At 69.9% G+C, this 23048-nt stretch carries 21 protein-coding genes; 11 read left to right on the top strand and 10 right to left on the bottom strand.

Going from position 1 to position 23048, the window contains the following annotated elements; all coding sequences use genetic code 11:
• Window positions 1-59: 59 nt before the first annotated feature.
• From cobT to OHA88_RS32280, 3 genes are all read right to left on the bottom strand, one after another.
• Window positions 60-1178 (bottom strand): nicotinate-nucleotide--dimethylbenzimidazole phosphoribosyltransferase, encoded by a 1119-nt coding sequence (gene cobT, locus OHA88_RS32270; protein ID WP_328628093.1) that lies wholly within the window; start codon window positions 1176-1178, stop codon window positions 60-62.
• A gap of 115 nt (window positions 1179-1293) precedes the next feature.
• Entirely contained in the window at window positions 1294-2121 is an 828-nt protein-coding gene (locus OHA88_RS32275; protein ID WP_328628094.1) for a class I SAM-dependent methyltransferase, read from the bottom strand.
• A 34-nt stretch (window positions 2122-2155) separates the two neighbouring features.
• Window positions 2156-3358 carry a bifunctional adenosylcobinamide kinase/adenosylcobinamide-phosphate guanylyltransferase gene (locus OHA88_RS32280; RefSeq protein WP_328628095.1) on the bottom strand — a complete coding sequence of 401 codons (1203 nt, stop codon included), beginning with the start codon at window positions 3356-3358 and terminating at the stop codon, window positions 2156-2158.
• A gap of 96 nt (window positions 3359-3454) precedes the next feature.
• Between OHA88_RS32280 and OHA88_RS32285 the strand changes: the two genes are divergently transcribed.
• Complete coding sequence (locus tag OHA88_RS32285; RefSeq protein ID WP_267005548.1) at window positions 3455-3664, top strand: hypothetical protein; 210 nt, start codon at window positions 3455-3457, stop codon at window positions 3662-3664.
• 79 nt (window positions 3665-3743) lie between these two features.
• Here OHA88_RS32285 and OHA88_RS32290 read toward each other — a convergent pair whose 3' ends face one another.
• The 3 genes from OHA88_RS32290 to OHA88_RS32300 form a co-directional block, all read right to left on the bottom strand.
• The gene (locus tag OHA88_RS32290) at window positions 3744-4835 is read right to left on the bottom strand and encodes a S1C family serine protease (protein WP_328628096.1); all 1092 of its coding nucleotides are present in this window, start codon (window positions 4833-4835) and stop codon (window positions 3744-3746) included.
• Between the two features lie 107 nt (window positions 4836-4942).
• Window positions 4943-5677 (bottom strand): class I SAM-dependent methyltransferase, encoded by a 735-nt coding sequence (locus OHA88_RS32295; protein WP_328629848.1) that lies wholly within the window; start codon window positions 5675-5677, stop codon window positions 4943-4945.
• Between the two features lie 107 nt (window positions 5678-5784).
• A complete protein-coding gene (locus OHA88_RS32300; RefSeq protein WP_030933626.1) occupies window positions 5785-6384 on the bottom strand; it encodes a DUF3043 domain-containing protein in 600 nt (199 codons plus the stop codon).
• A 296-nt stretch (window positions 6385-6680) separates the two neighbouring features.
• On the opposite strand from OHA88_RS32300, the gene OHA88_RS32305 reads away from it, so the two are divergent.
• The 5 genes from OHA88_RS32305 to OHA88_RS32325 all read left to right on the top strand — a co-directional run bounded on the left by OHA88_RS32305 (window position 6681) and on the right by OHA88_RS32325 (window position 13223).
• Complete coding sequence (locus OHA88_RS32305) at window positions 6681-7463, top strand: PspA/IM30 family protein (RefSeq protein WP_328628097.1); 783 nt, start codon at window positions 6681-6683, stop codon at window positions 7461-7463.
• A 10-nt stretch (window positions 7464-7473) separates the two neighbouring features.
• Window positions 7474-7752, top strand: coding sequence for a PspA-associated protein PspAA (gene pspAA / locus OHA88_RS32310; protein ID WP_326603242.1), 279 nt, complete (start codon window positions 7474-7476; stop codon window positions 7750-7752).
• A gap of 189 nt (window positions 7753-7941) precedes the next feature.
• Complete coding sequence (locus tag OHA88_RS32315) at window positions 7942-9174, top strand: sensor histidine kinase (RefSeq protein ID WP_328628098.1); 1233 nt, start codon at window positions 7942-7944, stop codon at window positions 9172-9174.
• Window positions 9175-9206: 32 nt separating this feature from the next.
• Window positions 9207-9902, top strand: a complete 696-nt coding sequence (locus OHA88_RS32320; protein ID WP_328628099.1) for a response regulator transcription factor — start codon at window positions 9207-9209, stop codon at window positions 9900-9902.
• Between the two features lie 165 nt (window positions 9903-10067).
• Complete coding sequence (locus tag OHA88_RS32325; RefSeq protein WP_328628100.1) at window positions 10068-13223, top strand: efflux RND transporter permease subunit; 3156 nt, start codon at window positions 10068-10070, stop codon at window positions 13221-13223.
• Between the two features lie 112 nt (window positions 13224-13335).
• Here the strand turns inward: OHA88_RS32325 and nadA are convergent, their stop codons facing one another.
• A complete protein-coding gene (gene nadA, locus OHA88_RS32330; protein ID WP_328628101.1) occupies window positions 13336-14523 on the bottom strand; it encodes a quinolinate synthase NadA in 1188 nt (395 codons plus the stop codon).
• A 297-nt stretch (window positions 14524-14820) separates the two neighbouring features.
• On the opposite strand from nadA, the gene OHA88_RS32335 reads away from it, so the two are divergent.
• Complete coding sequence (locus tag OHA88_RS32335; protein ID WP_030933606.1) at window positions 14821-15177, top strand: HesB/IscA family protein; 357 nt, start codon at window positions 14821-14823, stop codon at window positions 15175-15177.
• 82 nt (window positions 15178-15259) lie between these two features.
• On the opposite strand, the gene OHA88_RS32340 is transcribed toward OHA88_RS32335, so the two are convergent.
• Entirely contained in the window at window positions 15260-16729 is a 1470-nt protein-coding gene (locus OHA88_RS32340) for a hypothetical protein (protein ID WP_328628102.1), read from the bottom strand.
• Window positions 16730-16882: 153 nt separating this feature from the next.
• Window positions 16883-17080 carry a hypothetical protein gene (locus tag OHA88_RS32345; protein ID WP_326630957.1) on the bottom strand — a complete coding sequence of 66 codons (198 nt, stop codon included), beginning with the start codon at window positions 17078-17080 and terminating at the stop codon, window positions 16883-16885.
• 160 nt (window positions 17081-17240) lie between these two features.
• Between OHA88_RS32345 and OHA88_RS32350 the strand changes: the two genes are divergently transcribed.
• Window positions 17241-18215, top strand: a complete 975-nt coding sequence (locus OHA88_RS32350) for a carbohydrate kinase family protein (protein WP_030933597.1) — start codon at window positions 17241-17243, stop codon at window positions 18213-18215.
• Here OHA88_RS32350 and OHA88_RS32355 read toward each other — a convergent pair whose 3' ends face one another.
• Complete coding sequence (locus OHA88_RS32355) at window positions 18216-19595, bottom strand: cysteine desulfurase/sulfurtransferase TusA family protein (RefSeq protein ID WP_328628103.1); 1380 nt, start codon at window positions 19593-19595, stop codon at window positions 18216-18218. It abuts the gene before it with no gap.
• Between the two features lie 269 nt (window positions 19596-19864).
• Between OHA88_RS32355 and ctaC the strand changes: the two genes are divergently transcribed.
• From ctaC to OHA88_RS32370, 3 genes are read left to right on the top strand one after another with little or no spacing between them, the layout of a single operon-like run.
• Window positions 19865-20827, top strand: a complete 963-nt coding sequence (ctaC, locus tag OHA88_RS32360; protein WP_328628104.1) for an aa3-type cytochrome oxidase subunit II — start codon at window positions 19865-19867, stop codon at window positions 20825-20827.
• Window positions 20824-22560, top strand: a complete 1737-nt coding sequence (ctaD, locus tag OHA88_RS32365; protein WP_328628105.1) for an aa3-type cytochrome oxidase subunit I — start codon at window positions 20824-20826, stop codon at window positions 22558-22560. The genes ctaC and ctaD overlap by 4 nt, the downstream gene beginning before the upstream one ends.
• The gene (locus OHA88_RS32370; protein WP_030973012.1) at window positions 22557-22955 is read left to right on the top strand and encodes a cytochrome c oxidase subunit 4; all 399 of its coding nucleotides are present in this window, start codon (window positions 22557-22559) and stop codon (window positions 22953-22955) included. The genes ctaD and OHA88_RS32370 overlap by 4 nt, the downstream gene beginning before the upstream one ends.
• The last annotated feature ends 93 nt before the right edge of the window (window positions 22956-23048 follow it).

A 23048-nucleotide genomic window follows, 5' to 3' on the forward strand; every position in this document is an offset into this window, starting at 1 on the left:
ACAAGGGGCTGTGCTGCGGCCGGTGTCCGTGGCCGGCGGCCGCAGCCCGGCAGGGTCGGTCAGTCGTCGGCCGACTCGCCGTTCGCGCCGGTCGTCCCGGCCTCGTCGCCGTCCTTCTTGCCGTCCTCGCCGGTGCCCGCCGGTGCGCGCTCGGGCAGCTCCGCCGCCAGCGCGGCCGCGGCCTGCACGAGCGGAAGCGCCAGCAGGGCCCCGCTCCCCTCGCCCACGATGACGCCGTGGTCGAGCAGAGGGTTGAGCGCCATCCGGTCCAGCGCCTTCGTCTGCGCCGGCTCGCCGCTCACCTGGCCCGCCAGCCACCAGTCCGGCGCCCGGAACGCGGCCCGCTGGGCGACCAGTGCACACGCCGACGAGACCACGCCGTCCAGGATCACCGGCAGCCTGCGCACCGCGCACTGCAGCAGGAATCCGGTCATCGCCGCCAGGTCGGCGCCGCCGACCGTGGCCAGCAGCTCCAGCTGGTCACCGAGGACCGGCCGGGCCCGTCGCAACGCGTCCCGGATCGCCGCACACTTGCGCATCCAGGCGAGATCGTCGATGCCCGCACCGCCGCGCCCGGTGACCACGGAGGCGTCCGTGCCGCACAGCGCCGCGATCAGCGTGGATGCCGCAGTGGTGCCGCCGACGCTCAGGTCGCCGAGCACCACCAGATCGGTGCCCGAGTCGGCCTCCTCGTCGGCGATCGCGATCCCGAGCCGCACCGCCTGCTCGGCCTCCTCGGCCGTCATCGCGTCCTCGATGTCGATCCGGCCGCTGCCGCGCCGCACCCGGTGACGTACGACCGACTCGGGCAGCAGTTCCGGATCGCAGTCCAGGCCGGCGTCGACGATCCGCACCGGTACGGAGAAGCGGCGGGCCAGCACGGCGAGCGGCGTCGCACCGTCCAGCGTGGCCCGCACCAGCTCGTGCGCGGTCCCGGCCGCCCGGCCCGAGACGCCCAGCTCGGCCACCCCGTGATCACCGGCGAAGAGCACCACGCGCGGCTGCTCGATCGGCTTGACCGGCACGGCCTGCTGTGCGGCGGAGAGCCATTCGCCCAGCTCGTCGAGGCGCCCGAGGGCACCCGGGGGCACGATCAGCCGCTCCCGGCGTTCCTCGGCGTCGCGCCGTACGCCGCCGTCGGGGCGTTCGATCAGGTCGGAGAAGTCGTCCAGATTCACGGGGGTCTGCCTCGCGGGTCGTTACGTGGTGTGGGCCGGTGAGCCCGCCGCGGGGCTCATTGCGGAACAGTACCTGCCACATTTCTGACGCCCCATCAGTGCGGCGGGCGGTGGATCAGGCCCCGAACCGCAGCAGCGTCATCGCGGGGGTCAGCGTCCGCAGCCCCGGGGTCAGGTGCTGGATCCGGATCAGCTCGCCCATCGCACCCCGTCCGCGTGGCAGCCCCAGCGCGTGCACCTCGGTGATGTTCGGATGCGCGCTGCGCAGTTTCTTCCGCTCGCGAGGGTCCATCGCCCAGCGCATCGGCGGGATGGTCATGGAGCCGACCTTCGACGTACCGGCCACCGTCCCTCGCGCCAGCCAGCGTGCCATCGAGTCCAGGACGAGTACGCCGCCCGGCAGCCGTTCGGCGCAGCCCGCCAGGATCTTCCGTACCTCGGCAGGTTCCAGATACATCAGCAGCCCCTGCGTCGTGACGGCCACACCCCGGCCGGCCGGGTCCTCGATCTCGTCCAGCCAGGAGAGATCGGTCGCCGAACGGGTCAGCGTCCGCAGCCGGTCCGACGCGGGCAGCAGCGTACGGCGCAGCGCGGCGACCTCCGGCAGCTCCACGCTCAGCCAGTTGAGCCGGCCGTTGTCGACCCGCCAGAAGCCGGTCTCCAGACCTTCGCCGAGCGCGACCACGGTGGCCTGCGGATGGGCGCGCAGATAGCCCTCCACCGCGAGGTCGAAGCAGCGCGAACGCAGCGCCTGAGCCTGCGAGTGGAACGCGTTCGGCCGTCCGAACCGCTCCTCGAAGGGGTAGTCGAGGTCCGCCACCAGCTGCAGCGCCATCGGATCGTCGATGACGGGATAGAGCTGCCCCGCCTCGTACGCCCGGTTGTAGAGCGTCCACAGCAGGGTCTCCGGAACCCCGTTCAGCATCGGCCGTACACGGGCCATGTCCGCTCCTCTCCCGCTCTGCCGTTCCGTCCGCTCAGCCGCGCAGTGTCACTGCCTGCCCGGCCACCACCAGCAGTACGTGCTCGCACTCGTCGGCGAACGCCGCGTTCAGCCGCCCCAACTCGTCCCGGAACCGCCGCCCGGAGGCCGTCGCGGGCACCACGCCGGAGCCGACCTCATTGGTCACGGCGACGACGGTACGCCGCGTCCCGCGCACCGCGCCGACCAGTTCGGTGATCCGCTCCCGCAGCGCGGTCTCGCCGCCGTTCGCCCACGCCGCGTCGGACCAGGCGTCCACCCGGTCCATCGCGTCCGTCAGCCACAGCGACAGGCAGTCGATCAGCAGCGGAGGCCCGTCCGACTCCAGCAGCTCCACCAGTTCACAGGTCTCCTCGGTGCGCCAGGCGGCCGGCCTGCGCTCCCGGTGCAGCCCGATCCGGGCAGCCCACTCGGCGTCGCCGTCCCGGCCGCCGCCGGTCGCCACGTACACCACCTCGGGGAACGTCTCCAGGCGCCGCTCGGCCTCCACCGACTTCCCGGACCGCGCACCGCCCGTCACCAGCGTGCGCCGCGGGACATCCGGTACGGCTCGGTAATCGCCGACCACCAGCGTCGTCCCGTCCGGCACGGTCCGCGCCCCGGACGCCGCGAGCCGCCGGTCCAGCTCGGGGCCGGGCGGCGCGTCGTGGTCGATATGGACGGCGATGACCTCGGTGGCCGGCCCGATCGCCTCGACGGCCCGCAGCCGGGCCACCGCGTCCGGCCGCCCGGTCACATCGCCGACGACCATCTCGTACGGCTGCGCCACCCGGTCCGTGAGACCGGCGGGGGCGGCCCCCGGGGGCATGTACAGCAGCCGCTCGCCCTCCGGAGCCGTCACCTCGTATCCGGTCCCCGGCGCGTCCATCGACACCGCCCGGATCCGGTGCCCGCTGATCAGCGTCAGCTCCTGCCCGTCCGGCACCCGGGCGGCCGGGGGCAGCCCGGCGGGCAGCTCCATGGCGGGCCCGTCGTGCGGATGGGTGAGCAGGACCTGCCGTACGCCGGTCAGCGAATGCCCCGCACGGGCGGCGGCGAACACGGCCCCCGGAGTGAGATCGAGCAGCAGCGCATCGTCGACCAGCAACGCGGTCGCGGCCCGCGCCCGCGGCCCGCGGGCGGTGGCGCAGGCGGCGCACGGACATTCGGGGCGAGGCAGCCCGTCGGGAGCTCCGGTGCCGAGCAGAGTCAGTTCCACGCTCCTGATCCTCCCGCGTCCCCGCACCGACTGCGCGACCAACCCTGCGCGTCCAGCCACTAGGCTGCGGGCAGCAACGTGACCCAGGAGGCGGACATGGCGTGGACGTGGCGGTTCGAGAAGTCCGACGGTACGGAGACGGAGCCGGCCCTGCAGCCGGAGGAATTCACGACCCAGGGGGACGCGGAGTCCTGGATCGGCGAGTTCTGGAAGGAGCTCCTCGACGGCGGAGCGGACCAGGTGACGCTGTTCGAGGACACGACGAAGATCTACGGCCCCATGAGCCTCCAGGCCGACCAGGGCTGACCCGTTCCACCGGCATGCACGGGCCCCGGGTGCCGTTCGTCGGTACCCGGGGCCTGCGCGCGTGCGGTTCCGCAGGCGGTCAGATCTCGCCCAGCGTGACGTCCGCGGTCCGCTGTGAGGTGTTGCGCAGATACGTCACCGTGACCTTCTGGCCCGGCTTCTTGACGGCCAGTTCCTCCGACAGCGAGGCGATCGTGGTGACCGGCGCGTCGCCGATCTTCGTGATGATGTCGCCGACCTGCAGCCCCGCCCTGTCGGCGGCGCCGCCCTTCGTGACGCTGACCAGCGCCACCCCGGCCGGCTGGTAGTTGTCGTCGACGACCGTGCGGCCGGTGATGTTCAGTGCCGCCCGGCCCGAGTCGGTGACCTTGCCGTTCTTGATGATCTGGTCGGCCACCGTTTTGACCATCGAGGCGGGGATCGCGAACCCGATGCCCGGCGCGGCGCTGTCGCCCATTGCGGGGTCCACCGCTCCCAGGGTCGGGATACCGATCACCTCGCTGTCCAGATTGACCAGTGCGCCGCCGCTGTTGCCCGGGTTGATCGCCGCCGAGGTCTGCACCATGTTCGCGATGGTCGCCCCGGTGCCCCCGCCCGCGCGGCTCTCGGTCACGGTCCGGCCGACCGCCGACACGATGCCCTGGGTGACGCTGCTGGACAGCCCGAGCGGCGAGCCCATCGCCAGCACGATCTGACCGACCTCGACCTTCTCCGAGTCACCGAACGTCGCCGGCTCCAGCCCGCTCGGCACGTCGTCGAGCTTGATGACGGCCAGGTCCTGTTCCGGATATGCGGCGACCAGCGAGGCGCTCAGCACCTTCTCGCCGGTGGCGATGGTGACCTTGAAGGTCTTCTCCGCGCCCACCACATGGGCATTGGTGACGATATGGCCCTTGTCGTCATAGATGATGCCCGAGCCAAGACTGTTGGAGGCGTCGATCTGCACGACCGAGGGCAGGACGTTCTTGATGACGGTCTGGAAATCGGTCTGCAGATCGTCGGCGGACGGGGTGGTCAGAGCCTGCTGCTTCGCGCCCGACGGCGTTGCACCGGCCTGCGACGCGTTCGATTTCGATCCGGAGCAGCCGCTCACCAGGGCGATGGCGCAGAGGCCTGCGGCCAGCGGCAGCAGCAACCGGCGGGCACGGGTACGCGAGTGGGAAGCATCCATGTCCGGATTATTACTTTTAACCCCATTGGCGGCCTGTTGGACGCAGCCGATCGAGCGGGGCGCCCGCCAGGGATGCGGGGCGCCTGCCAGGGGTTACGGGACGGCGCTCAGCCCCGCACGCCGCACAGATGGAGCAGTGCCGCCACGCCGCGGTACGGGTCCGTCCGCCCGGCCCGGTCCTCCGCGGCCAGCACCCGGTCCAGTTCCGCCGCGGCCGGCAGTTCCACGTCATTGCTCATGTGGTCCGTGAAGATCCGCACCCCGTACCAGGCATGCAGCGGCGCGGCGATCCCGGCGAGTGTGGCGGTGAGGTCGTCCAGCCGGTCGGCCCGGACCGTCAGTCCCAGCCGATTGGTGTAGGCGTCCGTGTCGAACGCGGCAAGCGCCGTGCCCCAGTCGCCGGCGATGCCGGGCCGCATCGCCAGCGCGTCCCCGTTCCGTACGACCAGGGACAGCAGTCCGCCTGGCGCCAGCATCCGGGCCAGGCCCGCCAGCATCGCGTCCGGCTCCTGGACGTACATCAGCACGCCGTGGCAGAGCACCACATCGAAGCTGCCCGGCAGGAAGTGCACCCCGGTCTCCAGGCCGTCGCCCTCGATCAGCCGGACCCGCTCCCGGATGCCCGCGGGCTCGTCGGTGAGTGCCTCGCGGGCCACCCGCAGCATCTCGGCATCGGACTCCAGACCGGTCACCGTGTGACCGGCCCGGGCCAGCCGCAGTGCCTGGGTGCCCTGCCCCATGCCCACATCGAGGACCCGCAGCCGTTGCCCGACCGGGAAGCGCGCGGTGATCTGCTCGTCGAGCTGCCGGGCGACCAGCTCCTGGCGGACGGTGTTGCGCAGCCCGCCGAGCCCTTTGAGCCAGGTGGAAGAGGCCCCGGAGAACGGGGAGGTGCCGCGACGAGGCGGACCGACGGACGGACCGGCCACCGAGCCGGAAACCTCCGTGCTCAGGGCCGCTCTCCGCGCTTGACCTGCGGCTTCGGCAGACGGAGCCGACGCATCTGAAGCGTACGCATCAGGCCGTAGGCGACCGCGCCGCGCTTCGGCGTATCGGGGAAGCGTGCGTTCAGCTGCTTCTTCAGCCGGAACGCGAGCCCGATCGAGTCGATGACGATCAGCACGATCACACCGAGCCAGAGCAGCAGTGAGATGTTCTGGATGTTCTGCACCTGGATCACGCTGAGGATCAGAATGATCACTGCGAGCGGCAGGAAGAACTCCGCGATGCAGAAGCGCGAGTCCACGAAGTCGCGGACGAAGCGCCGCACCGGACCCTTGTCACGGGCCGGCAGGTAGCGCTCGTCGCCACTCGCGAGCGCCTCCCGCTGCTTGGCCATGTCCACGCGGCGCGCTTCGCGCTGGCGCTTCATGGCCTCCTTGCGGTCGAGCGGCGCACCACTGGAGGCACGACGGCGCTGCGACTGGGCATCGCTGCGCTTGGGGGTGGGGCGACCCTTGGGTGCCTGCGGGTCGCGGGGCTGCGTGGAGAGGTCCGCCGTCACCTTGGAGGTGGGCGCCTTCTCTTCCTTCGAACGGCTACGGAACACAAAGCCCAAGGGTACGGGGTCGGCGGCGGCGACCCCAGCCCGGTCGGGAACGATCCGGCAACGGCCTGCGTCCTCACATGTGTCCCGAGAGGGGCAGAACGGACGTTGCCGCCGGTTTCCCTGACAGCCACCTACTCCCTGGGCCGGAGTGGTGACCGGGAGCAGTCGTCCTTGGGGAGGACCACATCCTTGCTCGAACAGTGCGGTAATAGAGACAGGGCCCGTACTGTGGGTTCTGTTGGAGTGCTGGAGCCCAGTCCGTCAGAAGGGGGCGCGCGAAGCCCATGAGCGGTGTCATGAAGCGTATGGGGATGATCTTCCGCGCGAAGGCAAACAAGGCCCTTGACCGGGCCGAGGATCCGCGCGAGACCCTCGATTACTCGTACCAGAAGCAGCTGGAGCTGCTTCAGAAGGTGCGCCGCGGTGTCGCCGATGTGGCGACCTCGCGCAAGCGCCTGGAGCTGCAGCTGAACCAGCTGCAGGGCCAGACGTCCAAGCTGGAGGACCAGGGCCGCAAGGCGCTCGCGCTCGGTCGTGAGGACCTGGCCCGCGAGGCGCTGTCCCGGCGGGCCGCCCTCCAGCAGCAGGTCACCGACCTGGAGACGCAGCACTCGACGCTGCAGGGCGAGGAGGAGAAGCTCACTCTCGCGGCCCAGCGGCTGCAGGCCAAGGTCGACGCCTTCCGCACCAAGAAGGAGACCATCAAGGCCACCTACACCGCCGCCCAGGCGCAGACCCGGATCGGCGAGGCGTTCTCCGGGATCTCCGAGGAGATGGGCGACGTCGGCCTGGCGATCCAGCGGGCCGAGGACAAGACCCAGCAGCTGCAGGCGCGCGCCGGTGCGATCGACGAGCTGCTCGCCTCCGGCGCACTCGACGACCCGACCGGGACGGCGAAGGACGACATCGCCGCCGAGCTCGACCGGATCTCCGGTGGTACGGATGTGGAGCTGGAGCTGCAGCGCATGAAGGCCGAACTGGCCGGCGGCTCCGCTCCGCAGCAGGCGATCGAGGGCGGCTCGCAGGACGCCGGCCAGCAGCAGTCGTCGCAGTCCCCGCACAAGTTCGACAAGCAGTGAGGCAGACGTCATGATCGTTCGGATCATGGGGGAGGGCCAGCTGACCCTGGCCGACAGTCATCTCGCCGAGCTGAACAAGCTCGACGACGAACTGCTCGCCGAGATGGAGAGCGGTGACGGCCCGGGCTTCCGCACCACGCTCCACGCGCTCCTCGCCAGGGTGCGCGAGCTCGGCACGCCCTTGCCGGACGACTCCCTGGAGCCGTCCGAACTGATCCTGCCGTCGCCCGACGCCACCCTCGAAGAGGTACGCGACATGCTCCGCGACGACGGTCTGATCCCCGGCTGACGTCAGCCGCTCCAGCACCCGCACGCAAGTGCTCTGCCCCGTGTCCGGTCCGCCGGCCGCGGGGCAGTGTGCTCTCCGGACCGGTACGTCGTGCTGCCGGACCGGTTCGTCCGGATCGGTGCGTTCTGCGTCCCGGCGCGGGGGCGGATGGGCCGGATCCGTGCGCGACACGCCGTACCGTTGCTTGACGTGACCACCCTCGGAACCGGGTTCCTGCGCGTGCGGCGCTGGCTGCGCGACCATCCCCTCGCGTTCGACGGCGCGCTCGCCGTGGCCGTGCTCGCCTCGATGATCGCCGGGTCGTTCACCGATCCGAACGCCCCGAACGGGCCCAGCTTCGGCACCCGTACGCCCGAGGCGGCCAGCGTGGTCCTGATGGTGCTGGGCGCTGCCGTGCTGGTCCTGCGGCGGCGCAACCCCATGGCGGTGCTCGCCGCCACCGGTGCGCTCACGATCGTCGAGTTCGTGCTGGTGGACCCGCCCGCCCCGGTGGTGATGAGCGCGGTCATCGCGCTGTACACGGTCGCCGCCACCACGGACCGGCCCACCACCTGGCGGGTCGGCCTGCTGACCATGAGCGTTCTGGCGGCGTCCGCGATGCTCTTCGGCGCCTCCCCCTGGTACAGCCAGGAGAACCTCGGGGTCTTCGCCTGGACCGGCATGGCCGGCGCGGCCGGGGACGCCGTCCGCTCCCGGCGGGCCTTCGTCGACGCGATCAGGGAACGGGCCGAACGGGCCGAGCGCACCCGCGAGGAGGAGGCCCGCCGCCGGGTCGCCGAGGAACGGCTGCGGATCGCCCGCGATCTGCACGACGTCGTCGCCCACCACATCGCTCTGGTCAATGTGCAGGCCGGGGTCGCCGCCCACGTCATGGACAAGCGCCCCGACCAGGCCAAGGAGGCGCTCGCCCACGTCCGGGAGGCCAGCCGCTCCGCACTGGGCGAACTCCGCGCCACCGTCGGGCTGCTGCGCCAGTCCGGCGACCCGGAGGCGCCGACCGAGCCGGCCCCCGGCCTCGCGGTCCTCGGTGAACTGGTGGACAAGGTCCGGCGAGCCGGCCTCCCGGTCGAGGTGGCGTGCGCCGACCGTCTGACCCCGCTGCCCGCAGCCGTCGATCTCGCCGCGTACCGGGTGATCCAGGAGGCGCTGACCAACGTGCAGAAGCACGCGGGCCCCGGGGCGAAGGCCGAGGTGAGTGTCATACGGGTCGGGGAGACGGCCGAGGTGACGGTCCTCGACAACGGCACGGGCCGTAGCGAAGGCGCGGGCACTGCCGCCGACGGCGGCGGCCACGGACTGCTCGGCATGCGCGAACGCGTCACCGCCCTCGGCGGCACCCTCACCGCCGGGCCCCGCTACGGCGGCGGATTTAGGGTTCATGCGATCCTGCCGGTCAAGGCCCGAACGGGAGAGCCGGAGTAGCCGGGCACGGCGGGCCGGACGGGGGAACGCCCATGACAACACCCATCAGGGTCCTGCTCGCCGACGACCAGGCGCTGCTGCGCAGCGCGTTCCGGGTGCTGGTCGACTCCGAGCCCGACATGCAGGTGGTCGGCGAGGCGGCGGACGGCGCCGAAGCCGTGGCGCTGGCCCGCTCGACGCGGGCCGATGTGGTGCTGATGGACATCAGAATGCCCGGTACGGACGGGCTCGCCGCGACCCGGATGATCAGCGCCGACCCGGAACTGGCAGCCGTGCGGATCGTCATGCTCACCACCTTCGAGGTCGACGAGTACGTGGTGCAGTCGCTGCGGGCCGGCGCGTCCGGCTTCCTCGGCAAGGGGGCGGAACCGGATGAACTGCTCAATGCCATCCGTATCGCCGCGGGCGGCGAGGCGCTGCTCTCCCCGGCCGCGACCAAAGGACTGATCGCCACCTTCCTTGCGCAGGGCGGCAGTTCGGACGGTCCGGGGCCGAGCGCCGCCGAGTACTCCGAGCGGCTCGACGCGCTCACCGGTCGTGAGCGCGAGGTGCTGGTCCTCGTCGCGGGCGGGCTCTCCAACGACGGGATCGCCGAACGTCTGGCGGTGAGCCCGCTCACCGTCAAGACCCATGTGAACCGGGCGATGGCGAAGCTGGGCGCCCGCGACCGGGCTCAATTGGTGGTAATTGCGTATGAATCGGGCCTGGTTCGCCCCCGGGTGGAGTAGCAGGTGGAGGGGCGGCGTACTCCACCTGCGGTATGCGCCGCATAAGAATGCGACCCTGGGGCCGACGCTTTCGCCCGGGCGGATGAGCGATCGTATAGCTGGGCCGGGTCTGTCCCCGAGTCACCCGCCCACCTGCCGCGTAAGCCACAGAAGAGAGACCCACCCATGTCCTGGCTGTCCAGATTCAGCCTCGCGCAAAGGGCCCTGATCGGGCTGATCTCGATCGTCGCGCTCGTCTTCGGAGCGATCGCGATCCCGCAGCTCAAGCAGCAGTTGCTGCCCACCATCGAACTCCCGATGGTGTCGGTGCTCGCCCCCTACCAGGGCGCGTCTCCCGATGTGGTCGAGAAGCAGGTCGTCGAACCGCTCGAGAACACCATCAAGTCCGTCGACGGAGTCACGGGCGTCACCTCGACCGCCAGCGAGGGCAACGCCGTCATCATGGCGTCCTTCGACTTCGGCGACGAGGGCACGAAGCAGTTGGTCGCCGACATCCAGCAGGCGGTCAACCGCGCCCGCGTCCAGCTGCCCGACGATGTCGACCCGCAGGTCATCGCCGGTTCGACGGACGACATCCCGACCGTCGTCCTCGCCGTCACGTCCGACAAGGACCAGCAGGCGCTCGCCGACCAGCTGGACCGCACCGTCGTCCCCGCCCTGGAGGACATCGACGGCGTCGGCCAGGTCACCGTCAACGGTGTCCAGGATCTCCAGGTCTCCATCACCCCGGACGACAAGAAGCTCGCGGCCGCCGGACTGAACGCCGGATCTCTCGCCCAGGCCCTCCAGGCGGGCGGCGCCACGGTCCCGGCCGGTTCCTTCTCCGAGCAGGGCAAGAGCCGCACCGTCCAGGTCGGCGGAGCCTTCACCTCGCTGAAGCAGATCGAGGACCTTCGGGTCGCCGGTCAGAACCCGGCCGCCGACAAGCCCGGCAAGCCGGTCCGCGTCGGTGACATCGCCACCGTGAAGCAGGAGCCGGCCACCGCGGTCTCCATCACCCGGACGAACGGCAAGCCGAGCCTCGCCGTGATGGCGACGATGGACAAGGACGGCAGCGCCGTCGCCATCTCGGACGCCGTCAAGGACAAGCTCCCGGACCTTCGCAAGGACCTCGGTGCGGGCGCCGAACTGACCGTCGTCTCCGACCAGGGCCCCGCCGTCTCCAAGGCGATCTCCGGTCTGACCACCGAGGGCGCGCTCGGCCTGCTCTTCGCGGTCATCGTGATCCTGGTCTTCCTCGCGTCGCTCCGCTCGACGCTGGTCACCGCGGTCTCCATCCCGCTCTCCGTGGTCCTCGCCCTGATCGTGCTCTGGACCCGCGACCTGTCGCTCAACATGCTCACGCTCGGCGCGCTGACCATCGCGATCGGCCGCGTCGTCGACGACTCGATCGTCGTCCTGGAGAACATCAAGCGCCACCTCGGCTACGGCGAGGAGCGCCACTCCGCGATCATCACCGCGGTGAAGGAAGTGGCCGGTGCGGTCACCTCCTCGACCCTCACCACGGTCGCGGTCTTCCTGCCGATCGGTCTGGTCGGCGGCATGGTCGGCGAGCTGTTCGGCTCGTTCTCCCTGACCGTCACCGCGGCCCTGCTCGCCTCCCTGCTGGTCTCACTGACCGTGGTCCCCGTCCTGTCGTACTGGTTCCTGCGCGCCCCCAAGGGCAGCACGGAGAACCCGGACGAGGCCCGTCGCAAGGCCGAGGAGAAGGAGGCCCGCAGCCGGCTCCAGCGGCTGTACGTCCCGGTGCTGCGCTTCGCGACCCGGCGCCGTATCACCAGCATCGTCATCGCCGTCGCCGTGCTCTTCGGTACCTTCGGCATGGCCCCGCTGCTGAAGACCAACTTCTTCGACCAGGGCGAGCAGGAAGTCCTCTCCATCAAGCAGGAGCTGGCCCCCGGCACCAGCCTGACGGCCGCCGACGAGGCGGCCAAGAAGGTCGAGAAGCTCCTCGACGGCGACAAGGGCGTCAAGGACTACCAGGTCACCGTCGGCTCCTCCGGCTTCATGGCGGCCTTCGGTGGCGGTACGGGAGCCAACCAGGCCTCCTACCAGGTCACTCTGAAGGACTCGGCCGACTTCGACGCCACCCAGAAGCGCATCGACGAGGGCCTCGGCAAGCTCGACGGCATCGGTGACACCACCATCGCCGCGGGCGACGGCTTCGGCAGCCAGGACCTGAGCGTCGTGGTGAAGTCCGCCGACGCGGACACCCTGAAGAAGGCCTCCGAAGAGGTGCGGGCGCAGGTGGCCGAGCTCAAGGACGTCACCGACGTCCAGAGCGACCTGGCGCAGTCCGTCCCGCGCATCTCGGTCAAGGCCAACGCCAAGGCCGCGGCCGCCGGCTTCAACCAGACCACGCTCGGTGCGGCTGTCGCCGGAGCGGTGCGCGGCACCCCGTCCGGCAAGGCGATCATGGACGACACCGAGCGCGACGTCGTCATCAAGTCCGCCCACCCGGCCACCACGATGGACGAGCTGAAGAACCTCTCGCTCGGCCGGGTCAAGCTCGGTCAGATCGCCGAGGTGAAGCTGGTCCCCGGCCCGGTCTCGATGACGAGGATCGACGGCCAGCGCGCCGCCACGATCACCGCCCGCCCCACCGGTGACAACACCGGAGCGGTGAGCGCCTCGCTCCAGTCGAAGATCAATGCCCTGGACCTGCCGGACGGCGCCACCGCCACCATCGGCGGTGTCTCCGAGGACCAGAACGACGCGTTCATGAAGCTCGGTCTGGCCATGCTGGCCGCGATCGCGATCGTCTTCATGCTGCTCGTCGCGACGTTCCGCTCGCTCGTCCAGCCGCTGATCCTGCTGGTCTCCATCCCGTTCGCGGCGACGGGCGCCATCGGTCTCCTGGTCGTCACCGGCACCCCGATGGGCGTTCCGGCAATGATCGGCATGCTGATGCTGATCGGCATCGTGGTGACCAACGCGATCGTGCTGATCGACCTGATCAACCAGTACCGGTCGCAGGGCATGGGCATTGTCGAAGCAGTGATCGAGGGCGGCCGCCACCGCCTCCGCCCGATCCTGATGACCGCACTCGCGACGATCTTCGCCCTGCTCCCGATGGCGCTCGGCGTCACCGGCGAGGGCGGCTTCATCTCGCAGCCCCTCGCGGTCGTGGTGATCGGCGGTCTGGTCACGTCGACGCTGCTGACGCTGCTTCTGGTGCCGACGCTGTACGCGATGGTGGAGCTCCGCAAGGAGCGCCGCGCGAAGAAGAAGGCGATCAAGCGGGCGAAGAAGGCGGGCCTGTCCGCCACGGCCCGGCCGGAGGAGACCACCTCCGAGGAGCCGGAGCCCGCGAAGGCGTAACGCAGGGCACGCAAGAGGCCCCGGCACCGTTTCAACGGTGCCGGGGCCTCTTGCGCGTCTCCAGTACGGGGGAGGGGCGGTAGGGGCCAACGCCCGCCCGCAGGCGCAACGCCTACGGCAGCGCCAGCATCCGCTCCAGCGCCAGCTTCGCGTACTTCTCCGTCTCCGGGTCGACCTCGATCCGGTTGACCAGGTTGCCCTCGGCCAGCGACTCCAGCGTCCACACCAGGTGCGGCAGATCGATCCGGTTCATCGTCGAGCAGAAGCAGACCGTCTTGTCGAGGAAGACGACCTCCTTGTCCTCCGCCGCGAACCGGTTGGCCAGGCGCTGCACCAGGTTCAGCTCGGTGCCGATCGCCCACTTCGAGCCGGCCGGCGCCGCCTCCAGGGCCTTGATGATGTACTCCGTCGAGCCGACGTAGTCCGCCGCCGCCACGACCTCGTGCTTGCACTCGGGGTGCACCAGCACATTGACGCCCGGGATGCGCTCGCGCACGTCGTTGACGGACTCCACCGAGAAGCGCCCGTGCACCGAGCAGTGCCCGCGCCACAGGATCATCTTCGCGTTCCGCAGCTCCTCGGCGGTGAGACCGCCGTTCGGCTTGTACGGGTTGTAGAGGACGCAGTCCTCCAGGGTCATCCCCATGTCCCGGACCGCGGTGTTCCGGCCCAGGTGCTGGTCGGGAAGGAAGAGCACCTTCTCGCCCTGCTCGAAGGCCCACTCCAGGGCCCGCTTCGCATTGGACGAGGTGCAGATCGTGCCGCCGTGGCGGCCGGTGAAGGCCTTGATGTCGGCGGAGGAGTTCATGTACGAGACGGGTACGACCTGCTCGGCGACCCCGGCCTCGGTCAGCACGTCCCAGCACTCGGCGACCTGCTCGGCAGTGGCCATGTCGGCCATCGAGCAGCCCGCGGCCAGGTCCGGCAGCACGACCTTCTGGTCGTCGGTGGTCAGGATGTCCGCGGACTCGGCCATGAAGTGCACGCCGCAGAAGACGATGTACTCGGCCTCGGGCCGGGCGGCCGCGTCGCGGGCGAGCTTGAACGAGTCGCCGGTGACGTCCGCGAACTGGATGACCTCGTCGCGCTGGTAGTGGTGGCCGAGGACGAAGACCTTGTCCCCGAGCTTCTCCTTGGCCGCGCGGGCGCGCTCCACCAGGTCCGGGTCGGACGGGGAGGGCAGATCGCCAGGACACTCCACGCCGCGCTCGCTCCTGGGGTCGGCATCGCGGCCGAGGAGCAGCAGGGCGAGGGGCGTCGGCTGGACATCCAGTGGTTGGGCGGTGGTCACGTCACGCACCCTTTCTGTTCTGCGGTCAGTGCGGCACAGCCGCTCCAGTGGAGCCGGGGCTTGCACCGGGGAGCCTTTTCGTCTATTTGACGCTATCTATCATATCTGCTTCATGTCACTTTGACGACACCGATCGCGTCGATGTGACGCATTCCGTCCTGGGGCCTCGCCGCCCCCGCTCGCGGACTCCTCGCGGACCGGTGTGCGAGCATGAAAGGAACAGGCAAGCGCTCGGCCCGGAATGAATCCGTGGTCCCGACGGTTGCAACGTCGGCAAGCAGTCCGTACAACCCGGGAGAGAAGCAGATGTCCGTATCGGACGAGACCACCACCGTGAGCGACGGCATCCTCCTGTCCGACGCCGCCGCAGCCAAGGTCAAGGGCCTGCTGGAGCAGGAAGGCCGTGACGACCTGGCGCTGCGCGTCGCCGTCCAGCCCGGCGGTTGCTCGGGCCTGCGCTACCAGCTCTTCTTCGACGAGCGTTCGCTCGACGGCGATGTCGTGAAGGACTTCGACGGCGTCAAGGTCGTCACCGACCGGATGAGCGCTCCGTACCTGGGCGGCGCCTCCATCGACTTCGTCGACACCATCGAGAAGCAGGGCTTCACGATCGACAACCCGAACGCCACGGGCTCCTGCGCCTGCGGCGACTCCTTCAGCTGAGGCGCGAAGGCGGTAGCGGGCAGCAGTGCCCGCAGAAGGCGGCGCCCCCCGGATTCCCGGGGGGCGCCGCCTTCTGTCGTACTCAGCCGCGCGGCACCATGCCGCCCGTCGCGTCGAGCACCTTCCGGTCACCCAGCGGCGCGTCCAGCGTCACCGTTCGCGTCAGCTTCTTGGCGATCATGATGCAGACCTTCTTCGGGTCGGGGTTCGACTCGGTGATCGTCACCCGTACCGCGTCCGCACTCTCGGTCGCGCTCGCCGCGTAGGTACTGCACACCCCGCCCCAGAACGTCACCTCCAGCGTCCGCCCGTCGGCGCTGTACGAGATGAGCGGCCGCTGGGACCGTGCGTCGTCCCCCGAGCCGGGGGCCGGAGTCCTCTCCGGCGTCGGGGTCTTCGAGGGCTTCGCCAGCGAGTCCGGGTCCACCGCGACCTGCGTGACCGTGTTGCCCGTCCCGCCCGCGGCCGGGTGCACCGAGAAGAGCCACGACGGCACGAGCGTCTGCTCGCCTTCCACGTACCGCATCGCGAGGCCGAACACCGCCTTGTCGACCGTCACGGTCGTCGTCCCGCGCTCCGCCCCGGTCCGCGCCCCGCAACTGTTCCCCGGCGACTTCAGGGTGCCGTCCTCCAGTGGTACGGGGGTGGCGCACCCTCCGATGCCGCTGCGCGAAGTGTCCGCCCGGCCCGCCCTGTTCAACTGGTTCAACGCGTCGCCCGCGCTGATCACCGGATACTCGGCGCCCTTCTCCAGGCCCTTCAACTGTCCGCTGCCACCGGTCACTTCACCGTCGGGGCCCACCTGGATCCCGGTCGCCCAGCCGTAGGTGGGCAGCCCGTCGACCACCGGGTTCGCGTTCACCACCCGTACCGAGCCCATCAGTTGGCGGGCGTCGAGAGCCGCGTCGTCCTGACCGACCGCCTTCAGCACGGGCGCCGCGGCGGCCTTGGCCGCCTTCTCGCTCACCGGCGACCCCGTGCCGCCCGGCGCCATGTCCTTGCTCGAACACACCGTGGTGCTCTGGCAGTTGTCCGTCCCGCCGGAGCCGTACCTGGCGAAGGTCCAGGTGCCCGGCGCCTGCTTGTTCACCCGCAGCAGCGGACCCGAGCCGTCCCCGTCGGAACCCACCTTCCAGGCCGTGCCCTCGGCCTGCGGTGTACCCGCCACGCCCAGCGCCTTCGCCAGCCGTGCCACCTCCGCCGCCGACACCGTGCCCTTCGCGCGGTGGACAGCGGCCGTGTCCGGCCCGTCGGGCAGCTTGCCGGCCGCGCGGTAGACCACACCGCCGCCACCCGGATCGGGCTCGCCGACAGCGATGCCCTCGGGGGGCGCCGTCGGGCTGTCCGGGCCGCCCGGCGTCTCGTCGAGCGCGAGCAGGGGAGCGGCGTCGTCGCCGCTGCCGGACCGGCTGCCTCCGTCGTCCGCCGCACTGGCGGCCCAGTACGCGCCGCCGCCCCCGGCCAGTAGGACCGCTGCCGCCACCGAGGCTACGGCCAGCCGGGACCGCCGCCGGGGGCGGATCACGTCGTTGTCGGGTCGCTCGGTGCTCACCGGATCGCTCCTTCGACTGCGTTGCCGTCGCCGTGACCGTCGCACGGTCATCGCCTGTCCCACGAGTCGGGGACAACGGTGGGACGGAGCGCAGCAGCACCCGGTTCCCCCATGGGGCATTCGGGGGATGCCCGGTGCGAGCGGCCGCCGCTCTCAGTCGCCGTACTCGGCCATCGAGTCGATCAGCCGTGCGGACGCGGCCGGCACGGTCACGCCGTGAATCAGGGACGGCGTCACAGGGGTGGGAGCGGCCGTGGCGGGTACCACCCAGTGCGGAGCCATCCGTGCGCAGTCACCGCGCAGCTCGGCCAGGCTGATCTCGGACTCGCGGGGGGCGATGTTCTTCGACATGTCCGCACCGTAGGCACCGCGCGCCTCAGGATAAAAGCCCTACTATCGGGTAGTTTTTCCCCCTTCAAGGCGAGTGCGACGAACGGGTAGCGTGGACTGTCACGCCGTTCCGGGAGCGCAGTCACCCGTTCCCCTCGACCTCCGCAGGAGCAGTCTCCCCGTGCGCATCGCAGTCACCGGCTCCATCGCCACCGATCACCTCATGACCTTCCCGGGCCGCTTCGCCGACCAACTGGTCGCCGACCAGCTGCACACGGTCTCGCTCTCCTTCCTGGTCGACAACCTCGATGTACGCCGGGGCGGTGTGGCCGCCAACATCTGCTTCGGCATGGGCCTCCTCGGCACCGGCCCGATCCTGGTCGGTGCCGCGGGCTCCGACTTCGACGAGTACCGCGCCTGGCTCGACCGGCACGGTGTCGACACCGGATCGGTCCGGATCTCCGAAGTCCTGCACACCGCCCGTTTCGTCTGTACGACGGACGCCGACCACAACCAGATCGGCTCCTTCTACACGGGCGCGATGAGCGAGGCCCGGCTGATCGAGCTGAAGGCCGTCGCCGACCGGGTGGGCGGTCTCGACCTCGTCTCGATCGGCGCCGACGACCCCGAGGCGATGCTCCGCCACACCGAGGAGTGCCGCTCGCGAGGCATCGCGTTCGCCGCCGACTTCTCGCAGCAGATCGCCCGGATGGACGGCGAAGAGATCCGGATCCTCCTCGACGGCGCCACATACCTCTTCTCCAACGAGTACGAGAAGGGGCTCATCGAGTCCAAGACCGGCTGGACCGACGAGGAGATCCTCGCCAAGGTCGGCCACCGCGTCACCACGCTCGGCGCCCGCGGCGTCCGGATCGAGCGGGCCGGTCAGGAGACCATCGAGGTCGGCTGCCCGGAGGAGGAGACGAAGGCCGACCCGACCGGTGTCGGTGACGCGTTCCGTGCCGGGTTCCTCTCGGGCCTTGCCTGGGGCGTCGGCCTGGAGCGGGCCGCCCAGGTCGGCTGCATGCTCGCCACGCTGGTCATCGAGACGGTCGGCACGCAGGAGTACACCCTGCGCCGCACCCACTTCATGGACCGCTTCACCAAGGCGTACGGCCACGACGCCGCCGCCGAGGTCCGCGCCCACCTCGCGTAGTCAGGACAGCCGGCGGACCACATAGGCCGAGCCGCGGTCCGCCGGCTCCTCACCCACGTACTCCTGCTCACGCATCACGCACCACGCCGGGATGTCCAGCCGCGCCGCCTCGTCGTCGGAGAGCACGGTCACCGTCCCGCCCACCGGTACCTCTCCGATCACCTTTGCGAGTTCGATCACCGGGATCGGGCACCTCTTGCCCAGGGAGTCGACGACCAGGGACGTGGCGGCGGGGGAGGGGGCCACCGAAACGGGCGCCCCGAGCCTCTCCCTCACCTCTGACACCGCTCCCGGCAGCACCCGGAGGAAGCGGTCGACGTCCTCCGCCGTGGTGCCGGCCGGCAGGGACACCCGGACGTTCCCCTCCGACAGCACCCCCATCGCCCTCAGCACATGGCTCGGCGTCAGCGTGCTGCTGGTGCAGGACGAACCGGACGATACGGAGAACTCCGCCCGGTCCAGTTCATGGAGCAGGGTCTCCCCGTCGACATAGAGACAGGAGAAGGTCACCAGGTGCGGCAGCCGCCGCACCGGATCACCGACCACCTCCACGTCGGGCACCAGCTCCGGCACCCGCGCCCGGATCAGGTCCACCAGCGCCCGCAGCCGTACGGACTCCGCCGCCGCCTCCGCGCGGACCGCGCGCAGTGACGCCGCCGCCGCCACGATCGCAGGAATGTTCTCGAATCCGGCGGCCCGCCCCGACTCCCGCTCGTCCGACGGTCCTTGAGGGGCGAACCGGACCCCCTTGCGCACGGCGAGCAGCCCCACCCCCGAAGGCCCTCCCCACTTGTGGGCGCTCGCCGCCAGCAGCGACCAGCCCGCCGGCACCGGACCCCAGCCCAGCGACTGCGCGGCGTCCACCAGCAGGGGTACGCCCGACGCCCGGCAGAGCTCCGCGACCTCGGCCACCGGCTGCTCCGTACCGACCTCGTGGTTGGCGGACTGCAGGCAGGCCAGTGCGGTGTCCTCGCGCAGGGCCTCCCCGTACGCCGCCGCACTCACCGCCCCCGCCCGGTCCACCGGCACCTCGGCGAACGTCCCGCCCTGCGCCTCATGGGTGGCAGCCGCATGGAGCACCGACGAGTGCTCGACCGCCGAGACCACCAGATGACGGCCGACACGCCGACGCCCGGCGAGCGCTCCGGAGATCGCGGAGTGCACCGCCCGGGTCCCCGAGGAGGTGAAGGTGAGCTCGTCGGGGCGGCACCCCACGGCCTCCGCGGCGGCCTCCCGGGCCGCGTCCAGCAGCAGCCGCGCCCGTCGCCCCTCCCGGTACAGCCGGGCAGGGTCGGCCCAGCCCTCGTCCAGGGCGGCAAGCAGCGCCTGGTGGGCGACCGGGTGCAGGGGGGCGGAGGATGCGGCGTCGAAGTAGGGCACACGTCCACGCTAGCTCGCGCCCGCCACCCTGTCGGGACGGGCCGGTCGCGCAGCCAGGAGAGGGCCCGTCAGATGGCAGCCGGAGGCCCGGATTCCACCCCTTCGGGGAGTCGGGCGGCGCGTTGGGCACCCTCCCCGCGCGACCCCAAATAGCGTCCAGTAGGGTTTGGTCCGCATAAACATCCAAACCCCTGCCCGCGTCAGGGCGGCGACCGACCAGCGAGACGGCCGCGCCGAACGCGCGGGCGAGACTCTCGGGAAGGCGCTACGTGAGTCCCAACGGCTCCGACCGCTCGTCGCGGCGCCCGATGCGGCGGAAGCTGCCGCAGGTGCTGACTGCGGGCCTGATCCTGGCGACCGCCACCGGTTGCACATACAAGGACTTTCCCCGCCTTGGTATGCCCACGCCGGTAACGGAAGAGGCACCACGGATCCTTTCCCTCTGGCAGGGCTCGTGGGCGGCAGCGCTCGCCACGGGCGTGCTGGTCTGGGGCCTGATCCTGTGGAGCGTCATCTTCCACCGGCGCAGCCGCACCAAGGTGGAGGTTCCTCCGCAGACCCGGTACAACATGCCCATCGAGGCGCTGTACACCGTGGTCCCTCTCATCATCGTCTCGGTGCTGTTCTACTTCACCGCGCGCGATGAAACGAAGCTTCTCTCGCTCTCGGCGAAGCCTGCCCACACCATCAACGTGGTCGGCTACCAGTGGAGCTGGGGCTTCAACTACATCGAGAACGTGGACGGCTCGACCGCCACGGGCAACGAGATCCCCAAGGAACTCGACGCCATCCCCGACCGGTTCCGTAAGCAGTTCCCCCCGGGTGCGGACGGCGTCTACGACGTCGGCGTCCCGGGCACCCGGAACCCGCAGAACGGCAACCCGGGTCCGACCCTGTGGCTGCCGAAGGGCGAGAAGGTCCGCTTCATTCTGACTTCGCGTGACGTCATCCACTCCTTCTGGGTGGTGCCGTTCCTCATGAAGCAGGACGTCATTCCGGGCCACACCAACTCATTCGAGGTGACTCCCAACCAGGAGGGCACCTTCATGGGCAAGTGCGCCGAGCTCTGCGGCGTCGACCACTCCCGGATGCTCTTCAACGTCAAGGTCGTCTCCCCGGAGCGCTACCAGGCGCACCTCAAGGAGCTGGCCAAGAAGGGCCAGACGGGCTACGTGCCGGCCGGTATCGAGCAGACGAACCCGGCCAGGAATGCGGAGACGAACAAACTGTGAGCATCCTCAACGAATCTCAGGGTGCCGCGGCAGCAGACGACTCGTACGAGGACGAGCTGCCGGTCCGGCGCAAGCAGCCGGGAAACGTCGTCGTCAAGTGGCTGACCACCACTGACCACAAGACGATCGGCACGATGTACCTGGTCACGTCGTTCGCGTTCTTCTGCATCGGCGGCCTGCTGGCGCTCTTCATGCGCGCCGAGCTGGCCCGTCCCGGCACGCAGATCATGTCGAACGAGCAGTTCAACCAGGCGTTCACGATGCACGGCACGATCATGCTGCTGATGTTCGCGACGCCGCTGTTCGCCGGGTTCGCGAACTGGATCATGCCGTTGCAGATCGGTGCGCCCGACGTGGCGTTCCCGCGGCTGAACATGTTCGCGTACTGGCTGTACCTCTTCGGCTCGATCATCGCGGTGGCCGGCTTCCTCACCCCGCAGGGTGCGGCCGACTTCGGCTGGTTCGCCTACTCCCCGCTCTCGGACGCGGTCCGTTCGCCGGGTATCGGCGCCGACATGTGGATCATGGGTCTGGCCTTCTCCGGCTTCGGCACGATCCTCGGTTCGGTCAACTTCATCACCACGATCATCTGCATGCGCGCACCCGGTATGACGATGTTCCGCATGCCGATCTTCGTGTGGAACGTCCTGCTGACCGGTGTGCTGGTCCTGCTGGCCTTCCCGGTGCTCGCCGCCGCGCTCTTCGCGCTGGAGGCGGACCGCAAGTTCGGGGCGCATGTATTCGACGCGGCCAACGGCGGCGCACTGCTCTGGCAACACCTCTTCTGGTTCTTCGGCCATCCAGAGGTGTACATCATCGCGTTGCCGTTCTTCGGAATCATTTCCGAAGTGATTCCGGTGTTCAGCCGGAAGCCGATGTTCGGCTACATCGGCCTGATCAGCGCGACGATCGCCATCGCGGGCCTCTCCGTGACCGTGTGGGCGCACCACATGTACGTCACCGGTGGTGTGCTGCTGCCGTTCTTCTCGTTCATGACGTTCCTCATCGCGGTACCGACCGGTGTGAAGTTCTTCAACTGGATCGGCACGATGTGGAAGGGATCGCTGTCCTTCGAGACACCGATGCTGTGGGCCGTCGGCTTCCTGATCACCTTCACCTTCGGTGGTCTGACCGGCGTCATCCTGGCCTCGCCCCCACTGGACTTCCACGTCTCGGACTCGTACTTCGTCGTCGCGCACTTCCACTACGTCATCTTCGGCACCGTGGTCTTCGCGATGTTCTCCGGATTCCACTTCTGGTGGCCGAAGTTCACCGGCAAGATGCTGGACGAGCGGCTCGGCAAGATGACGTTCTGGACGCTGTTCGTGGGCTTCCACGGCACGTTCCTGGTGCAGCACTGGCTCGGTGCCGAAGGCATGCCGCGTCGTTACGCGGACTACCTCGCCGCCGACGGTTTCACCGCGCTGAACACGATCTCGACGATCTCCTCGTTCCTGCTCGGCCTGTCGATGCTGCCGTTCTTCTACAACGTGTGGAAGACCGCCAAGTACGGCAAGAAGGTCGAGGTCGACGACCCGTGGGGGTACGGCCGTTCGCTGGAGTGGGCGACCTCCTGCCCGCCGCCGCGGCACAACTTCCTCACCCTGCCGCGGATCCGTTCCGAATCCCCGGCGTTCGACCTGCACCACCCGGAGATCTCGGCGCTCGAGCAGCTGGAGCATCACTCCGAGGCTGACAAGGCCCTCGCGGGTGGCAAGGAGGCCGGCAAGTGAAGATCCAGGGCAAGATGTTCCTCTGGCTGAGCGTCTTCATCCTCGCCATGGCAGTGACCTATGGCGTGTGGTCGAAGGAGCCGGCCGGTACCACCGCGCTCGTCCTGGCCTTCGGCCTGAGCGTCATGATCGGCTTCTACCTGGCCTTCACGGCGCAGCGGGTCGACGCGATGGCTCAGGACAACAAGGAAGCCGATGTCGCGGACGAGGCCGGCGAGGTGGGGTTCTTCTCCCCGCACAGCTGGCAGCCGCTCTCGCTGGCCGTCGGTGGCGCCCTCGCCTTCATGGGGGTCATCTTCGGATGGTGGCTGCTCTACTTCTCGGCCCCGGTCATCCTGATCGGCCTGTTCGGCTGGGTCTTCGAGTACTACCGCGGTGAGAACCGCACCCAGTGACACCGCTCCACCTGACGGGGGGCCCGCACTTTCTCATGTGAGAGGTGCGGGTCCCCCGTTTGCAGTCACCCGGCGCGCTGAAACTGATGAATC

This window comes from Streptomyces sp. NBC_00353, assembly GCF_036108815.1.
Taxonomy (GTDB): Bacteria; Actinomycetota; Actinomycetes; order Streptomycetales; family Streptomycetaceae; genus Streptomyces.

What these genes read in the sequence shown, in the direction of transcription:
- OHA88_RS32325 (WP_328628100.1), top strand. Translation starts at nt 10,068, where the DNA reads ATGTCCTGGCTGTCCAGATTCAGCCTCGCGCAAAGGGCCCTGATCGGG.
- OHA88_RS32275 (WP_328628094.1), bottom strand. Translation starts at nt 2,121, where the DNA reads ATGGCCCGTGTACGGCCGATGCTGAACGGGGTTCCGGAGACCCTGCTG.
- OHA88_RS32345 (WP_326630957.1), bottom strand. Translation starts at nt 17,080, where the DNA reads ATGTCGAAGAACATCGCCCCCCGCGAGTCCGAGATCAGCCTGGCCGAG.
- OHA88_RS32305 (WP_328628097.1), top strand. Translation starts at nt 6,681, where the DNA reads ATGAAGCGTATGGGGATGATCTTCCGCGCGAAGGCAAACAAGGCCCTT.
- OHA88_RS32320 (WP_328628099.1), top strand. Translation starts at nt 9,207, where the DNA reads ATGACAACACCCATCAGGGTCCTGCTCGCCGACGACCAGGCGCTGCTG.
- OHA88_RS32290 (WP_328628096.1), bottom strand. Translation starts at nt 4,835, where the DNA reads ATGGATGCTTCCCACTCGCGTACCCGTGCCCGCCGGTTGCTGCTGCCG.
- pspAA (WP_326603242.1), top strand. Translation starts at nt 7,474, where the DNA reads ATGATCGTTCGGATCATGGGGGAGGGCCAGCTGACCCTGGCCGACAGT.
- OHA88_RS32335 (WP_030933606.1), top strand. Translation starts at nt 14,821, where the DNA reads ATGTCCGTATCGGACGAGACCACCACCGTGAGCGACGGCATCCTCCTG.
- OHA88_RS32285 (WP_267005548.1), top strand. Translation starts at nt 3,455, where the DNA reads ATGGCGTGGACGTGGCGGTTCGAGAAGTCCGACGGTACGGAGACGGAG.